The following is a 14526-nucleotide window of genomic DNA, read 5'->3' as shown; positions in this document are numbered from 1 at the left end:
TGTAGTCGTCCGCCCCATCCGTTGTGAGGCGGTCTGAAGATTCCCGTTCCTCCCCGCGAGGAAACTGAAAGGTTGCTACGGGCATCAAATCTGCCCGAAAGTGTTCCTCCGTGACCGGTGCCCGCCCCCCGGCCCGGTTCTACGGTCCGCCGTATGAGTCTTACCGCAAGCCTCGACGCGTCGTCCGCCACCGTCGCACCGGGCGAGGAGGCGACCCTTCCCCTGCAGATCCTCAACTCCGGCCGGACCGTCGAGGAATACCGCTTCGAGGTGGTCGGCGCGTGTGCCGCCTGGTCGGCGGTGGAGCCCGCGGTCCTCTCCCTGTACCCGGGCGACTCCGGAACCGTCTCGCTGGTCCTGCGCCCGCCGCGCGACGCGACGGTCCCCGCGGGCGGGACGACGTTCGGGATCCGGGTGATACCGACCGGCGACCAGGGCGACACAGTGGTGCCCGAGGGCCGGGTGACCGTCCTGCCGTTCACCGAGACGACCGCCGAACTGGTCCCGCGCAGCTCGAACGGTTCGCGGAACGGACGGCACCAGTTCGCCGTCGACAACCGGGGCAACGTCCCGGTGACGGTGCGGCTCGGAGCCCAGCCCGGTACGGAGCAGGCGCGGGTGGTGTTCGCCGCCTCCGAGCTCCGCATCGAGCCGGGGCACGCCGAGTTCGCGAAGCTGCGGGTCCGCCCGGCGAAGCGGATGTGGCGCGGCACACCGGTGACGCACGCCTTCCAGGTGTTCGCCGCCCCGCAGCCGCCCGAGGGCGAGGAGCCGCCGGCCCCGGTGCTGGTGGACGGCTCCTACCAGCAGGAACCCATCCTGCCGCGCTGGCTGCCCCGGGCCCTGCTCACCGCGGCTCTGCTGCTCCTGGTCCTGGTGGGCCTCTGGTACGCGCTGCTGCGCCCGGCGGTGAAGTCCGCGGCCCGGGAGGCGGTCACTCCCGAGGCGGTACGGTCGGCCGCGGCGGCCGACCGGAGCACGGCCCCGGACGAGGGCGGCGCGGACTCCGGGGGCGGCGACTCCGCCGGTGCGGGCACGGGCGGCGGTTCGGCCGGGCCCACTCCGTCACCCGGCCCTTCCGCCCCGGGCGACAGCGGTGGCGGCGACGCGGCGCCGGGCACCCCGACCAGTGCGCAGGCCCGGGTACAGGACGCGGTGGGCGGCGGCCCGAACACCGGGACGGCCCTGGAGGTACCGGCCGGCCACACCTTCCAGCTCACCGACATCGTGGTGCAGAACCCGCAGGGCGACGCGGGCACGGTCACCGTCACGGCCGGCGAGGACACCCGGGTCCTGAGCCTCGGTCTTGAGAACTTCCGCGACTCCGACTACCACTTCGTGACGCCGATCCTGGTGCCCGCGGGCGGCAAGGTCACGATGACGATCGACTGCAGGCGGGTCGGCAGGCCGGTGGGCGCCCCGGCCCCCTCACGGTGCTCGTCCTCGATGTTCCTGGGCGGGACGATGCGCCCGGACACGGCAGGCTGATCCCCGCGTCGCCGGCCGGCCGACGCGTAACCCACCAGACCCGCCGGCCGACGCGAACTCCGCCGGCCCGTCGGCCGACGCAGCCAGACTGTTGCGGGCCGAACCGACGCGGACGGTGCCAGGCCGGCCGACGCGGACTGTGCCGGGCCGGGGGCGTCTCGCGCTCCCGTAGGGCCGGGGGCGGACCGCACTTCCGTAGGACAGGAGGCGTCTCGCACTCCGGTAGGGCAGGAGACGTCCCGCACTCCCGTCAGGCCGGGGGCGTCTCCTCCTCCTCTTCCTCCCCCGGCTTCTTCTCCGCCACACGCTGCACGAACGCCCCCTGCACGTCGGCGGGTTGCTCGTCCTCGTCCTCCGTGGCCGACCGCTGCACGGCAGCACCGGCGGCGGGCGCGGGGGTGGATACGGGCGCGGATACGGGGGTGGCGGCGGCCGGGGCCGCCTCCGGCGTGGGATCGGCCAGGACCCGGTCCGCGTTCGCGACGGCTTCGCGCTCGAACCGGTCCGAAGGGTCGCTGACCCGGATGCCGCCCGGGGCCTCGGTGCCCTCCACCGGGCCGTTGCGCTGCTGGATCACATGGGTCAGCTCATGGGCCAGCGTGGTGCGGCCCTGCGGCGATGCGGGGTCGTAGGCGTCGCGCTGGAACACCACGTTGTTGCCGACGGTGTACGCGTGCGCGCCGACGCCCTTCGCCGACTCGTGCGCGGCGGAGTCGTGGTGCACGCGCACGTCGGAGAAGTCCGCGCCCATGCGGCTCTCCATGTCCGTACGGGTGTCGGTGTCCAGGGGCGAGCCGCCGGAGGAGACCACGTCATGCACCGGCGACCGCTGCTCCGCCGCCTCCTCCGCCTTCCCCTCTTCCTCCGGCCGCCCGGCCCGCTCGGCGGCGGCTTCCGCGGTCCCGGACCGGGCCCGCTGGACCATCGCCCCGAGTGCGCCGTTGCCGGCCGTCCGCTGGAGCAGTCCCATCCCGGCCGCCCCGACCACATCGGCCCGGCCCGCGGCGGCTGCCCGGAAGACATGGTGGGCCTGCTCCCCGGGTGCCTCCGCAGCGGTTTCACCGCGCTGCTCACCGCGCTGCTCATCGCGCTCGTGGGCCTGTTCCCACCCGGCGCCTCCGCCATGCCCGCCGTGTCCGTGGTGCTCGTGGTGTTCCTGCTCGATGTCGTGCGCGTCCATGCTCATCTCCCTGACCGCACCGCCCTCGGCACTCCACGATGGCGGCGCGCCCCCCGGACCGTCCAGCCCGCGCCCCGGCCGGACCGGGGCATCCGGAACTGCCTCATCGGGCAGCGCGGCGGCACGGACGGACGCGCACACGACGGCCGGCCCGCTCCCCTTGGACCCACCGGCGGGTGGACCCACCGGCGGGTCTTACTCCCTTCGGCCGACAGGGAAGAGGCCATCGGCGCAGTCCCGGTCGCCGTCGTCCGCCGGGCTCGCGATGATCGGCGGCATGACCACCAGCGACAGCGGCAAGGACATCACCCTGCGGATCGCCCAGAATCCGGCGGCCGACGAACTCCTCGGCCGCAGCCCGCTGGCCGCCCTGGTCGGCATGCTGCTGGACCAGCAGGTACCGATGGAGTGGGCGTTCACCGGCCCGTACACCCTCGCGGAACGGATGGGGTCCGACGACCTGGACGCGGGGCGGATCGCCGCCTACGACCCCGACGCCTTCACCGAACTGTTCACCGCCAAACCGGCCCTGCACCGCTATCCCGGCTCGATGGCCCAGCGGGTGCAGCAGCTGTGCCAGTTCCTGGTGGCGGAGTACGACGGCGACGCGAGCGCGGTGTGGCGGACCGCCGCGACCGGCGACGAGTTGCTGGAACGCCTCAACGCGCTGCCCGGCTTCGGCGCCCAGAAGGCCCGGATCTTCCTGGCGCTGCTCGGCAAGCAGTTCGGCGTACGGCCGACGGGCTGGCGGGAGGCGGCGGGACCGTACGGGGAGGCCGGATCGCACCGTTCGGTCGCCGACATCACGGGCCCGGAGTCGCTCGTCGAGGTGCGCGCGTACAAGCAGGAGGCCAAAGCGGCGGCGAAGGCGGCCAAAGCGGCGAAGGGCTCCGGGACATCGCCCGGGAAGGCAGGCGCGTCGTCGCCGAAGAAGCCCGGCGCCTCGCGGAAGAAGTGACGCGGCCATGCACCGGAACAGGCCGACACCTACGCCCTACCGATCAGAACCAGCCACAACGGTTCACAGGCGTCACGCCACTCGCTAACTTTCGCAGCACATTCGTTCAGCCGTTCAGATGCTGAGCCGTTCGGATGCCGAGCCGTTCAGATACTGAGCCGTTCGGAGCACCGGCCGCTCAGAGCACCAGCCGTTTCGGACCGGAAGGACTCCTGTGCACGCAACACGTCGCAGAGCCATGGCTGTCGTGGCCGCCACCGCCCTGGCCACACCGCTCCTGCTGGCCGCGTCCCCGCACCCCGGGCGCCCCGCACCGCACGACCCCGGCAAGGAAGCAGCCAAGCTGTCACGGGAGTTGGTGAGGAAGGCGTCCGCACGCGACGCCCACCGCCACCTCCGGCAGTTCCAGGCGATAGCCGACTCCGCCGAAGGTCACCGTGCCGCCGGCTCACTGGGCCACGACGCCTCGGCGGCGTACGTCTACCGCCAGCTCCAGCGGGCCGGGTACAAGGTCTCGTACGAGAGCTTCCGCTTCACCTACACGGAGACGCTGGCCGAAAAGCTCTCCGTGGTGACGCCGACGCCCCGGGACGTCACGATCAAGGCCATGACGTACACGCCGTCGACGAAGACCGGCGGGCTGACGGCAGGGCTCATCGCGGTGCCCGACGACGAGACTCCGGGCTGCGAGGCGGCCGACTACGCTTCCGCGAACTTCACCGGCAAGATCGCGCTGATCAAGCGCGGCGGCTGCTCCTTCGCCGCGAAGCAGGCGGCCGCCGCCGACGCGGGCGCGGTCGGAGCGGTCATCCACAACCACGTCGATGGCACCCTGTCCGGCACGCTCGGCGACGTCGCCGCCGGCCGGATCCCGACCGGCGGTCTGACCAAGGCGGAGGGCGAGAAGCTCCTCGCCGACCTCGCGGACGGTGAGGTCACGGTCTCCTTCGAGATCCGCGAGCTCCAGGAGGACCGCGCCACCCGCAACGTCATCGCCGAGACGCCCGGCGGCAACGCGGCGCGGACCGTGATGCTCGGCGCCCACCTCGACTCGGTGACCGAGGGTCCCGGCATCAACGACAACGGCTCCGGATCCGCCGGTCTGCTCGAAGTCGCCCTGCAACTGGCGAAGTCGAAGAGCAACCCCGCCAACAAGGTCCGGTTCGCCTGGTGGTCGGCCGAGGAGAACGGTCTGATCGGCTCGGAGAAGTACGTCGCGGCACTCTCCGAGGAGCAGCGCGAGCAGATCGCGCTCTACCTGAACTTCGACATGATCGCCTCGCCGAACGGCGCCCAGTTCGTCTTCGACGGCGACGACTCCGATCAGACCGGCGAGGGCCCCGGCCCGGAGGGCTCGGCCCAACTGGAGCGCGACATCAACGAGTTCCTCGACGGCAAGGGCAAGCCGCACGAGGGCACGGACTTCACCGGCCGCTCGGACTACGGGCCGTTCATCGAGGCCGGCATCCCCTCCGGCGGTACGGACACCGGGGCGGAGGGCATCAAGACGGCGGCCCAGGCCGAGGTGTTCGGCGGCGAGGCGGGGATCGCGTACGACCCCTGCTACCACGCGGCCTGCGACGATCTGGACAACATCGACATGGGCCACTTCGACACCAACATCGACGTGATCGCCAACGCCGTCGGGACGTACGCCCATGACCTGCGCTCCCTGACCCGCCCGGTCACCCCCGAGACCGGCACCGGCACCGGAACGCCCGGCAGCGGCGGCGGCCTGCGCGAGGGCCACGGCCGGGACACGGAGTAGCGGCCACCGCCGGAGCCCGTAGGCGGCGGACCCCGAGCACGTGAACCGTGAGTGAGCCCGGTACGGATCCCGTACCGGGCTCACTCACGTCCCCCTCCGCATGGACGCCCGCCCCGACGTCCAGCCCCGTATTCGCGCTGCCGCTCCCGCTGATCCCGGCAACCCCTGTCCCGGTATCCCGCCCTATTCGGCGCTATACGCCCTTTGTGCCTGCACCGAGGCGAGCTTCCCTGGCTGCGCCCGGTGGCCCTTGCCCGGTAGGCTTTCCGTGTGATCTTCAAGCGCATCGGAAATGGGAAGCCATACCCCGACCACGGCCGGGAAAGCACCCGCCAGTGGGCGGATGTCGCGCCGCGTCCGGTTCGCCTGGACCAGCTCGTGACCACCAAGGGCCAGCTGGACCTGGAGACCCTCCTCGCCGAGGACTCCACGTTCTACGGCGACCTGTTCGCGCACGTCGTGAAGTGGCAGGGCGACCTCTATCTGGAGGACGGGCTGCACCGGGCGGTCCGCGCCGCGCTCCAGCAGCGCCAGGTGCTGCACGCCCGCGTCCTCGACCTGGGCTGACGCCTCCCGCCGCCCGCGCACCCCGCCGCGAGGCACCCGCACACCTCACCCGGTTTCCGCACCCCGCCGAGACCCGATTCGGGCCTTTCGGGTGCTTTCACGCTCATCCGGGTGCCCTGCGTTGATCATTTAGTACGCATCATCACCGGGTCGCACTACGCTGCGTCCATGAGCATGCTCACTCCCCCCGGCATGGGCGGAAAGTACCGCATCACGGGCGACGCCTACCCCCGCATGCGCCGCCCCCGGCATCGCCGCAGGCTGGTCCTCGCGGGCATCGGGGCCGTCGTGGCCCTCGGCCTGGCCGGCTGGGGCACCCTGCAGCTCATCGACGTCTTCACCGGCGGCGACAAGAGCGCCCGCGCGGCCGCCCACGAGCGGAACTGCCCCACCCCGAAGCCGTCGGCGGCCCCCGTCAAGGCGCTGCCGAAACCGGCCGCCATCAAGGTCAACGTCTACAACGCGACGACGCGCAGCGGGCTGGCCAAATCCGCCGCGGAGGAACTCAAGAAGCGCGGCTTCACCATCGGCGAGGTGGCCAACGCGTCCAAGGAGTACGACAAGAAGGTGCCGGGCGCGGGCGTGCTGCTCGGCGCACCGAGCGCGACGAACAGCAGCTTCACGGTGCTCGACACCCAGCTGGCGGGCACGGTGCACAAGACCGACACCCGCAAGACGGCCGAGGTCGACCTGATCCTGGGGGCGAAGTTCAAGGCGTTCAGCACCCCGCAGGAGGCCACCGCGGCGATGGCGGCCCTGACGAAGCCGGCCCCGGCCCCGTCCTCCTCCTGCTGAGCCCCCGCACCTGAACCCCTGCTGACCCCGCACACGGAAGCGCGCCCCGCCCCGGCACCGTACGAGACCGTACGACGCCGGAACGGAGCGCGACACCGGGAGGGTCAGGACCCGGCCCGCCCCCGTTCGGCCGTTCCGCCGCCTGTTCGGCTGTTCGGCTGTTCGGCCAATCAGCTATTCGGCCGTGCCGTACATCCGGTCGCCCGCGTCCCCGAGGCCCGGCACGATGTAGCCGTTCTCGTTGAGCCGCTCGTCGACGGAGGCGGTGACGACGGTGACCGGGGCCCCGGCCAGCTCGCGCTCCATGACCTCGACGCCCTCGGGCGCCGCGAGGAGGACGACGGCGGTGACATCGTCGGCGCCGCGCTTGATCAGCTCGCGGATGGCCGCGACGAGGGTGCCGCCGGTGGCCAGCATCGGGTCCAGGACGTAGACCTGGCGGCCGGAGAGGTCCTCGGGCATCCGGGTCGCGTACGTCTCCGCCTGGAGCGTCTCCTCGTTACGGATCATGCCGAGGAAGCCCACTTCGGCGGTCGGCAGCAGCCGCACCATGCCGTCCAGCATGCCGAGGCCGGCGCGCAGGATCGGGACGACGAGGGGCCGGGGATGCGAGAGCTTCACCCCGGTCGTGGGCGTCACCGGGGTCTCGATGTCGACCTGCTCGGTGCGCACATCCCTGGTGGCCTCGTAGGCGAGGAGGGTGACCAGCTCGTCGGCGAGCCGCCGGAAGGTCGGGGAGTCGGTGCGCTTGTCGCGCAGCGTGGTGAGTTTGTGCGCCACCAGCGGGTGGTCGACGACGTGGATCCGCATGCGTCAACAGTAACCGCGCCGCCCGGCACTCTGCGCTGGCATCAACCACCTGTTCGGAGGGAAGGTGGGGGCATACGGACCCAGCACTGGGGTGGTGTGTCGATGGCTGACGGGGAACTGCGGCGCAACCCGGCCTCGCGCGGGCCGCGCGACGGGCGCGACGCCGAGGGCGCGGCAGGTGACGCCGAAGACGCGGCGGGTGACGCCGAGGGCGGGCAGGAGAGTGACACGGCCCGCCGCCGCCGACGCGCCCAGTTCCTCCGTGAGCTCCACGAGGCCAAGCAGCTGCGCGACCGGGTGCAGCCGCGCCGGGCCCGTGCCGCCCGGATGCGGCAGCAGATGCGGATGCGCACTTTCCGCTGGTGAGGCCGGACCACCAGCCCTTCCGTACCCCCTCCTGTACCACCGGCGCACTCCCTCGCCGACCGGCTCGTCAGGGAGAGGGCCGACCAGGCACTCCTGGAACTGATGGCCGACGCAACGGCCGAAGAGGTCTCGCACGGCGCTTGTTTCTGCCACGATGCCGATGGAGCGGGGCACAGGACGGACGGATGACCGTTCGCCCTCCCGCCGGACCGATTCGCCTATGACCAGTGGGAGAGTCACGGTGTACTTCGCCGCACTGCTCGCGCGCACCGAAGACGGGTGGAAAGCGAGCGATACAGAGCTCGACGATGTGGAGACCCTGTCCGATCTGACGGATCTGGCCCGGGAGATCTCGGTGGACGAGGACACGGTCCTGGTCTACATCGAGCAGGAGGACGCCTGGTTCGGCGTCGTCCGGGTGGACGGTGAGGAGGACCCCCGAATCTACGTCTCGGACGCGTCCGCCGCCGCCCGCTCCTCGTACGGGGAGATCCTGCTCACCGACGAAATGCTCGGCCGCGAACCAGGGGCCGAGGACGAGATCGCCGCTCTGGAGGAGCTCGTCGACCTCGACGGCACCGAGGACGGCGAGCCGGAACGGTCCGCCTCCGCGGCCGTCGACCCGGACGACGCCGCCGACCCGGACGCCGTGCCTGCGGGGCCGATCGGTGAACTCGGGGTCCTCGCCGACCTCGGGATGTCCGAGAAGGAGCTGCTCACCCTGCAGACCGACGCACTCGCGGAGATCGCGGAGGCCGTGGGAGCGGCGGAGATCCTGGAGTCGGTCCGCTGAGGGCGCTCCGGCATCCGGGCCGGTTCCCTGCGGGGCAGCTTCCCGTACGCCGTCCCTTCACCACCTGTCCCGTCCCGTCCTGTCCCGTCCGCTAGGGTCCGCGGGTGACCGCACGACCGCCGATCCCCTCACCAGAGCCCGCCCCGGATCCCGTACCCGATCCCGTACCCGATCCCGTACGCGATCCCTGGCAGGCACCGATGCGCCGCGCCCTGGCCGAGGCCGCGCGGGCGGCGTCGGCCGGCGATGTGCCGGTCGGCGCCGTCGTCCTCGGCCCCGACGGCACCGAGCTGGCCGCCGCCCACAACGAACGCGAGGCCACCGGCGACCCGACCGCGCACGCCGAGATCCTGGCCCTGCGGCGGGCGGCCGAGGCCCACGGCGAGTGGCGCCTGACCGGCTGCACACTCGTGGTCACGCTGGAGCCCTGCACGATGTGCGCGGGCGCCCTGGTCCAGTCCCGGGTGGATCGGGTCGTCCACGGGGCCCGCGACGAGAAGGCCGGCGCGGCGGGCTCCCTCTGGGACGTCGTCCGCGACCGCCGCCTCAACCACCGCCCGGAGGTGATCGGCGGCGTCCTGGAGGACGAGTGCGCCGAGCAGCTCACCGCCTTCTTCCGTGCGCTCTGACCCCGTACCTCCGGGCCGCCGGGAACCGATTTCTGTCCACGCCCCGGGATGGTCTAAGCTCTCTCTCGGTAGCGTGTCCGAGCGGCCGAAGGAGCTCGCCTCGAAAGCGAGTGTGGCGTAACCCGTCACCGTGGGTTCAAATCCCACCGCTACCGCCATCGACGCCCTCCCGGACTGCGGAAACGCAGTCCGGGAGGGCGTTCGCGTGCCGCCAGGCACCGACCCCGGCCCGCCGCTTCCCGCGCCCGGCTGCGGCCCCTCGCCGGAAATTCGCCGCCCGATAAGGTAATGGCCGGATAAAGAGATCGCCAAGCGCGCCGCCGCGCGTCCCGGGAGGAAGCCATGGGAACCCGCCGCACGTCACTGCCCGGAGTGGGTGCCCAGTACGACTTCACGACTGTGACGGGGCAGCACATCTCGGTCGTCGTCCACAACGACGGTCGCCGGTTCATCGGGTTCTACGAACAGGACGACCCTGATGCGTGCCGGCTCTCCGTCCCGCTGACGACGTCCGAGGCCACCGCACTCGCGCACCTCATCGACCCGGCGCCCATCGACGCCGTACGGACCGAGGGCATCGACCTCGTCACCGAGCACATCCCGCTGGGGTCCCGCTCCCCGTACGGCGGGCGGCTGCTGGGGGAGACGCGGGCGCGGACCCGGACCGGGGCGTCCATCGTGGCGGTGCTGCGCACCCACAGCGCGCATCCGTCGCCGGAACCGGATTTTCGACTGGCCATCGGGGACACGCTCGTCGCCGTCGGAACGCGTGAGGGCGTCGACGCGCTCTCCGAGATCATTGCGGAGGGCTGACCGTGCATGACACGACTGCGTTGCTGGTGGAGCTGGGGGCCGTCATCCTCGGGCTGGGGCTCGTCGGGCGGTTCGCCGGCCGGATAGGGCTCTCTCCCATCCCGCTCTACCTCCTCGCCGGGCTGGCTTTCGGCCACGGAGGCCTGATTCCGCTCAAGGCCAGCGAAGAGTTCACCATGGTGGGCGCCGAGATCGGCGTCATCCTGCTCCTTCTGCTGCTGGGCCTGGAATACAGCGCGTCCGAGCTGGTCACCAGTCTGAAGACGCAGTATCCGTCCGGTGTCGTCGACTTCGTGCTCAACGCGACGCCCGGCGCCGTCGCCGCCCTGATCCTCGGCTGGGGTCCCGTGGGCGCCGTCGCGCTCGCCGGGGTCACCTGGATCTCCTCGTCCGGCGTGATCGCGAAGGTCATGACGGATCTCGGCCGGCTCGGCAACCGCGAAACCCCGGTCATCCTCGGCGTCCTCGTCATGGAGGACCTGGCGATGGCGGTGTACCTGCCGCTGCTCACCGCCATGCTCGCCGGGGTCAGCCTGGCCGGCGGCAGCCTCGCGCTCCTGATCGCGCTCGGGGCCGTCGGACTCGTCCTCTACCTGGCGCTCCGCCACGGCCGTCTGATCAGCCGCGCGGTCTCCTCCGACAACCCCGAGATGCTGCTCCTGGTCGTCCTCGGCCTCACCGTCCTGGTCGCCGGCATCGCCCAGCAGCTCCAGGTGTCCGCGGCCGTCGGCGCGTTCCTCGTCGGCATCGCGCTCTCCGGCGAGGTCGCCGAGGGCGCCCGCAAGCTGCTCACGCCGCTGCGGGACCTGTTCGCCGCCGTGTTCTTCGTCTTCTTCGGACTCTCCACGAACCCGGCCGACATCCCGCCGGTGCTGCTGCCCGCGGCCCTGCTGGCCATCGTCACCCTCTTCACCAAGATCGCCACCGGCTACTACGCGGCCCGGCGCGCCGGAATCGGCTCGCGCGGCCGCTGGCGGGCGGGCGGCACCCTCGTGGCGCGCGGTGAGTTCTCCATCGTCATCGCCGGTCTGGCCGTGGCCACCGAGCCGCGCATCGGTCCCATCGCCACCGCGTACGTCCTGATCCTCGTCATCGTCGGCCCGCTCACCGCCCGGTGGACGCAGCCCGTCGTGGCGAGGATCGAGGCCCGTCGCGGCGGCGGCAAGGACACGAGCGGCGCGGCGGCGGAGAAGGAGCCCGTCGCGCCGTCCGGCGCCGAGCACCGGCTGCCGGCGCACGCCGACCTCACCCCGGAGCCGGTCGGCGAGGGGCGCGAGTAGGCGAGACGCGCGAGTAGCCGCGTCCCTGCCGCAGCCCCAGCCGCTGCCTCTGCCCTGCCGCTCGCGGCCCACGACGAAGCCCCCGGACCATCGCGGCGACAACCGCGGCGCGTCCGGGGGCTTCGTCGTCGCAGGCGTCAGTACGTCTCGGCGCGTTTCCGTTCGTCTCTTCCCCAAGGCCGCGGAGCCGCTCGAATCCAGGGCCCGGAGCGGCCCCAACTGCTAACCTCTACACGTTTGTAGAGTTTTCCCAGCCCCGCCTTCGCACCGCAATGTAGGGAGATGTCATGGCTCTGTGGGATCGCATCAAGGAATCCGCTTCGTCGATGCAGACGCAGTTGGAGGCGAAGAAGAACGAGCTGAAGTCGGGGTCGTTCCGGGATGCGAGCATGGCCATGTGCGCGCTGGTCTCCGCCGCCGACGGCTCCATCGACCCGTCCGAGCGCCAGCGCGTCGCGTCGCTCATCGCGACCAACGACGTCCTGCAGAACTTCCCCGCGGACGATCTGCAGCGGCGCTTCAACACGTACGTCGACCAGCTCACCGCCGACTTCGCCCTCGGCAAGGTCAGCGTGCTCCAGGAGATCGCCAAGGCGAAGAAGAAGCCGGCCGAGGCTCGGGCCGTGATCCAGATCGGCATCGTCATCGGCGGCGCCGACGGCGACTTCGACGCGTCCGAGCAGTCCGTCGTGCGGGAGGCGTGCTTCGCGCTCGACCTGCCGCCGCACGAGTTCGACCTCTAGAGAACCGCGCGGGGCAAGCCCCACGGGCCGGCCGGGGCGCGTCACAGCTCCTTGGCCGGCCAGTCCAGCAGCCGGGCTCCGATCACCGCCGTCTGCAGGCTGTAGCGGTGTACCGGGTCCGAGGGGTCGGACCCGGTCAGCTGATGGATGCGCTCCAGTCGGTACGTCAGCGCCCGTACGCTCAGGGCCAGCCGGCGGGCCGTCTCGGCGGCGACACAGCCCGCGTCGAAGTAGACCGCCAGCGTGTTCAGCAGCGGTTCCGCGCCGCCCCTCGCCTTCTGGAGCGGGCCCAGCTCGCTGCGCACCAGGTCGGACATCGCCTGCCGGTCCCGGGTCAGCACCGGGTAGACCAAGAGATCCGCGGCGTACAGCACGGGGTCGTCCATCCCCATCCGGTCCGCCAGACCGAGGGCTTCGAGCGCCTCGTCGTACGAGTGGACCACCCCGCCAGGACCCTTGTGCGGGCGGCCGATCGCGACCCGGCCGCCGTCCGTCGCCGCGTGCGCCTGCTTGGCGAAGTAGCGCAGGACGTCGGGCTGGCTGCCCGGGGCGATGCAGACGATCCGGCCGTCCTTCGTCGTCAGCAGGATCTTGCGGCCGCTGAACCGTGCCAGCAGCGCCGTCTCCACACTGCGCGGCACCGCGTCCGTCTCCGTGTACGCCTCCGGGCCCGACGCCACCGCGACCGCGTGCGCCCGGGAAAGCCGCAGGCCGAAGCGGGTCGCCCGCTCCGCGAGCCGGACCAGATCGCTGCGCCCGTAGAGCAGATCGTCGATGAACTCCCGGCGCGCCGCCTCCTCCCGCCGTACGGTGAGCCGCTGGGCGCGCTCGAAGCCCTCGGCGAACGCGTCGACCGCCTGCTCCACCGCGGCCAGGACGGCGTCGGCCACAGCAGGGGAGTTTCCGGCAGCGGCGTGCGGCCAGGCCTCACGCGTCCGCGCCAGATGCATCGCCACCAGGGCACGCAGCTGATGCCCCGCGTCCGCCGCAGCACGGCCCAGCGCGCGGCTCTCCTCCAGCTCGTTACGCGTCAGACGACGTCCGGTCAGGGCGACTTCACCCAGAATATGAGCATAATTACCCAGCACTTCCTCGGGGATCCTCGGCTCGGCCACGCACTTTCCTCCGGCCTTCCAAACAGTCCTGCCATTTCCCCAACGCACAGGGGGCGATGCCGGTGCCCGGCATGAGCCAAGCCTAAAGATTGCCGGGATCCGGCAGTGCGTCGCACCGGCCCCGAATGTCAGGATCAGATCAGCAACAACACGGGGGAAGCACACACGGGGGAGCACGGGGAACGGGGGAACGGGAGCCCTTCCCGGGTCTCGGATCCCGGATCGTCCACGGGGGACCGGGGATGGTCCGGGGCCCGCCGAGGGGGCTCACGGGGGAACCACCCGGCCGTTGCGGCAGGTTACGACAACGCCGCAGCGCCGGGCCCCGGCGCCCGCCGGCCGCTCGCCGCCCCCGTACCGGCATCTTGGACGCGCACCGCCACAGGGCCCGTGCGCAGAACCGCAGGGGGGTGGGACCGATGGACGAGTTCCTGGGCGCGGCACTCGGATTCCCCGCCGTCATCTTCGGCGCCGCACTGGTGGTCGTCGTCTGCTTCTGGCTGCTGGTGCTGGCCGGGGCCGCCGGCCACGACTCCTTCGACGCGGACCTCGACACCGGCCCGGCCGGTCTCGGCGGTGTCCCCGTCTCCGTATCCGTCTCGCTGCTGGTCGTCTTCGCCTGGTTCGGGAGTCTGACCGGTACGGTCCTGCTGCACCGGAGCGACACCGGCACCGCCACCCGCGCCGTACTCGCCGTCGCCGTGCTCGCCGGGTCGCTGTTCCTCGCCTGGGCGGCCGTCCGTCTCCTCCTCCACCGCTTCCGCCGGTACTTCCCGGCGGAACCTCCACCATCGCGGCTGGACTTCGTCGGGAGTCTCTGCACGATCCGCACCGGTTCCGTCACCGCGACGTTCGGCCAGGCCGAGGTCGTGTCCCACGACGGATCGACGGCCATCGTGCAGGTCCGCCGGGCCGAGCCGTTCCCGTCCCCCGCCCGGCCGTCCGCGCCGAGCGCCGAGGAAGCGCCGCTCGTCATGGGCGGCTCCGGACTCCTCTACGCGTACGACGAGGACGGCGAGTTCTTCTGGGTCTCGCCCTACGACGCGGCGCTCGATCCGGGCCCGGACACCCGACCGCACCGGCTACCTGACGGGACGAACGGCTGACCCGGGCGGGCCACCGGGCCATCGGAACACCGAAACACCGGGCGGGTCACCGGGGCTCCCGCCCTCCCCGGCGGACACACCCGTAAGCCTCGTCCGCCGTCGGCCGCTGTCCGGC

Annotated in this window: 15 protein-coding genes and 1 tRNA gene; 13 read left to right on the top strand and 3 right to left on the bottom strand. The window is 72.0% G+C overall.

From position 1 onward, the window contains the following. The first annotated feature begins 153 nt into the window (after positions 1-153). Positions 154-1488 carry a hypothetical protein gene (locus ACGF2Y_RS20920; protein WP_392949484.1) on the top strand — a complete coding sequence of 445 codons (1335 nt, stop codon included), beginning with the start codon at positions 154-156 and terminating at the stop codon, positions 1486-1488. A 250-nt stretch (positions 1489-1738) separates the two neighbouring features. On the opposite strand, the gene ACGF2Y_RS20915 is transcribed toward ACGF2Y_RS20920, so the two are convergent. Next, positions 1739-2674: a DUF4157 domain-containing protein gene (locus tag ACGF2Y_RS20915; RefSeq protein WP_392949483.1), complete on the bottom strand. Its 936-nt coding sequence runs from the start codon at positions 2672-2674 to the stop codon at positions 1739-1741. A 271-nt stretch (positions 2675-2945) separates the two neighbouring features. Here ACGF2Y_RS20915 and ACGF2Y_RS20910 point away from each other — a divergent pair, with 271 nt between their 5' ends. The 4 genes from ACGF2Y_RS20910 to ACGF2Y_RS20895 all read left to right on the top strand — a co-directional run bounded on the left by ACGF2Y_RS20910 (position 2946) and on the right by ACGF2Y_RS20895 (position 6756). Next, on the top strand, positions 2946-3626 hold the full coding sequence (locus ACGF2Y_RS20910) for an HhH-GPD-type base excision DNA repair protein (RefSeq protein ID WP_392949481.1): 681 nt from the start codon (positions 2946-2948) through the stop codon (positions 3624-3626). Between the two features lie 238 nt (positions 3627-3864). Beyond that, positions 3865-5394, top strand: a complete 1530-nt coding sequence (locus ACGF2Y_RS20905; protein WP_392949479.1) for a M28 family metallopeptidase — start codon at positions 3865-3867, stop codon at positions 5392-5394. Between the two features lie 270 nt (positions 5395-5664). Further along, on the top strand, positions 5665-5961 hold the full coding sequence (locus ACGF2Y_RS20900; protein WP_003967677.1) for a type II toxin-antitoxin system VapB family antitoxin: 297 nt from the start codon (positions 5665-5667) through the stop codon (positions 5959-5961). A gap of 192 nt (positions 5962-6153) precedes the next feature. Next, positions 6154-6756: a LytR C-terminal domain-containing protein gene (locus ACGF2Y_RS20895; RefSeq protein WP_392949689.1), complete on the top strand. Its 603-nt coding sequence runs from the start codon at positions 6154-6156 to the stop codon at positions 6754-6756. Between the two features lie 174 nt (positions 6757-6930). Here the strand turns inward: ACGF2Y_RS20895 and upp are convergent, their stop codons facing one another. Further along, the gene (gene upp / locus ACGF2Y_RS20890; RefSeq protein ID WP_383257276.1) at positions 6931-7566 is read right to left on the bottom strand and encodes a uracil phosphoribosyltransferase; all 636 of its coding nucleotides are present in this window, start codon (positions 7564-7566) and stop codon (positions 6931-6933) included. Between the two features lie 102 nt (positions 7567-7668). Here upp and ACGF2Y_RS20885 point away from each other — a divergent pair, with 102 nt between their 5' ends. The 7 genes from ACGF2Y_RS20885 to ACGF2Y_RS20855 all read left to right on the top strand — a co-directional run bounded on the left by ACGF2Y_RS20885 (position 7669) and on the right by ACGF2Y_RS20855 (position 12190). Further along, positions 7669-7932, top strand: a complete 264-nt coding sequence (locus tag ACGF2Y_RS20885; protein ID WP_392949475.1) for a hypothetical protein — start codon at positions 7669-7671, stop codon at positions 7930-7932. A gap of 241 nt (positions 7933-8173) precedes the next feature. Then, entirely contained in the window at positions 8174-8725 is a 552-nt protein-coding gene (locus tag ACGF2Y_RS20880; RefSeq protein ID WP_392949686.1) for a hypothetical protein, read from the top strand. Positions 8726-8925: 200 nt separating this feature from the next. Beyond that, positions 8926-9354, top strand: a complete 429-nt coding sequence (gene tadA, locus ACGF2Y_RS20875) for a tRNA adenosine(34) deaminase TadA (RefSeq protein ID WP_030575722.1) — start codon at positions 8926-8928, stop codon at positions 9352-9354. 67 nt (positions 9355-9421) lie between these two features. Then, positions 9422-9512 (top strand) — tRNA-Ser (locus ACGF2Y_RS20870). Positions 9513-9696: 184 nt separating this feature from the next. Continuing rightward, positions 9697-10167 carry a cation:proton antiporter regulatory subunit gene (locus ACGF2Y_RS20865; protein WP_392949474.1) on the top strand — a complete coding sequence of 157 codons (471 nt, stop codon included), beginning with the start codon at positions 9697-9699 and terminating at the stop codon, positions 10165-10167. Between the two features lie 2 nt (positions 10168-10169). Continuing rightward, positions 10170-11447: a cation:proton antiporter gene (locus ACGF2Y_RS20860; protein ID WP_392949472.1), complete on the top strand. Its 1278-nt coding sequence runs from the start codon at positions 10170-10172 to the stop codon at positions 11445-11447. A 287-nt stretch (positions 11448-11734) separates the two neighbouring features. Further along, the gene (locus ACGF2Y_RS20855) at positions 11735-12190 is read left to right on the top strand and encodes a tellurite resistance TerB family protein (protein ID WP_392949470.1); all 456 of its coding nucleotides are present in this window, start codon (positions 11735-11737) and stop codon (positions 12188-12190) included. A 41-nt stretch (positions 12191-12231) separates the two neighbouring features. Here ACGF2Y_RS20855 and ACGF2Y_RS20850 read toward each other — a convergent pair whose 3' ends face one another. Continuing rightward, positions 12232-13305, bottom strand: coding sequence for a PucR family transcriptional regulator (locus ACGF2Y_RS20850; RefSeq protein ID WP_392949468.1), 1074 nt, complete (start codon positions 13303-13305; stop codon positions 12232-12234). Between the two features lie 419 nt (positions 13306-13724). Here ACGF2Y_RS20850 and ACGF2Y_RS20845 point away from each other — a divergent pair, with 419 nt between their 5' ends. Further along, positions 13725-14411 carry a hypothetical protein gene (locus ACGF2Y_RS20845; protein WP_392949466.1) on the top strand — a complete coding sequence of 229 codons (687 nt, stop codon included), beginning with the start codon at positions 13725-13727 and terminating at the stop codon, positions 14409-14411. The last annotated feature ends 115 nt before the right edge of the window (positions 14412-14526 follow it).

The organism is Streptomyces sp. NPDC048142, assembly GCF_043202835.1.
GTDB lineage: Bacteria > Actinomycetota > Actinomycetes > Streptomycetales > Streptomycetaceae > Streptomyces.
This window is presented reverse-complemented; position numbering and strand designations above follow the sequence as displayed.

Excerpts from the sequence above, each read along its gene's own strand:
- ACGF2Y_RS20845 (WP_392949466.1), top strand. The coding sequence starts at position 13,725 with ATGGACGAGTTCCTGGGCGCGGCACTCGGATTCCCCGCCGTCATCTTC.
- ACGF2Y_RS20910 (WP_392949481.1), top strand. The coding sequence starts at position 2,946 with ATGACCACCAGCGACAGCGGCAAGGACATCACCCTGCGGATCGCCCAG.
- ACGF2Y_RS20895 (WP_392949689.1), top strand. The coding sequence starts at position 6,154 with ATGGGCGGAAAGTACCGCATCACGGGCGACGCCTACCCCCGCATGCGC.
- ACGF2Y_RS20855 (WP_392949470.1), top strand. The coding sequence starts at position 11,735 with ATGGCTCTGTGGGATCGCATCAAGGAATCCGCTTCGTCGATGCAGACG.
- ACGF2Y_RS20885 (WP_392949475.1), top strand. The coding sequence starts at position 7,669 with ATGGCTGACGGGGAACTGCGGCGCAACCCGGCCTCGCGCGGGCCGCGC.
- ACGF2Y_RS20865 (WP_392949474.1), top strand. The coding sequence starts at position 9,697 with ATGGGAACCCGCCGCACGTCACTGCCCGGAGTGGGTGCCCAGTACGAC.
- tadA (WP_030575722.1), top strand. The coding sequence starts at position 8,926 with ATGCGCCGCGCCCTGGCCGAGGCCGCGCGGGCGGCGTCGGCCGGCGAT.
- ACGF2Y_RS20915 (WP_392949483.1), bottom strand. The coding sequence starts at position 2,674 with ATGAGCATGGACGCGCACGACATCGAGCAGGAACACCACGAGCACCAC.
- ACGF2Y_RS20920 (WP_392949484.1), top strand. The coding sequence starts at position 154 with ATGAGTCTTACCGCAAGCCTCGACGCGTCGTCCGCCACCGTCGCACCG.
- ACGF2Y_RS20905 (WP_392949479.1), top strand. The coding sequence starts at position 3,865 with ATGGCTGTCGTGGCCGCCACCGCCCTGGCCACACCGCTCCTGCTGGCC.
- upp (WP_383257276.1), bottom strand. The coding sequence starts at position 7,566 with ATGCGGATCCACGTCGTCGACCACCCGCTGGTGGCGCACAAACTCACC.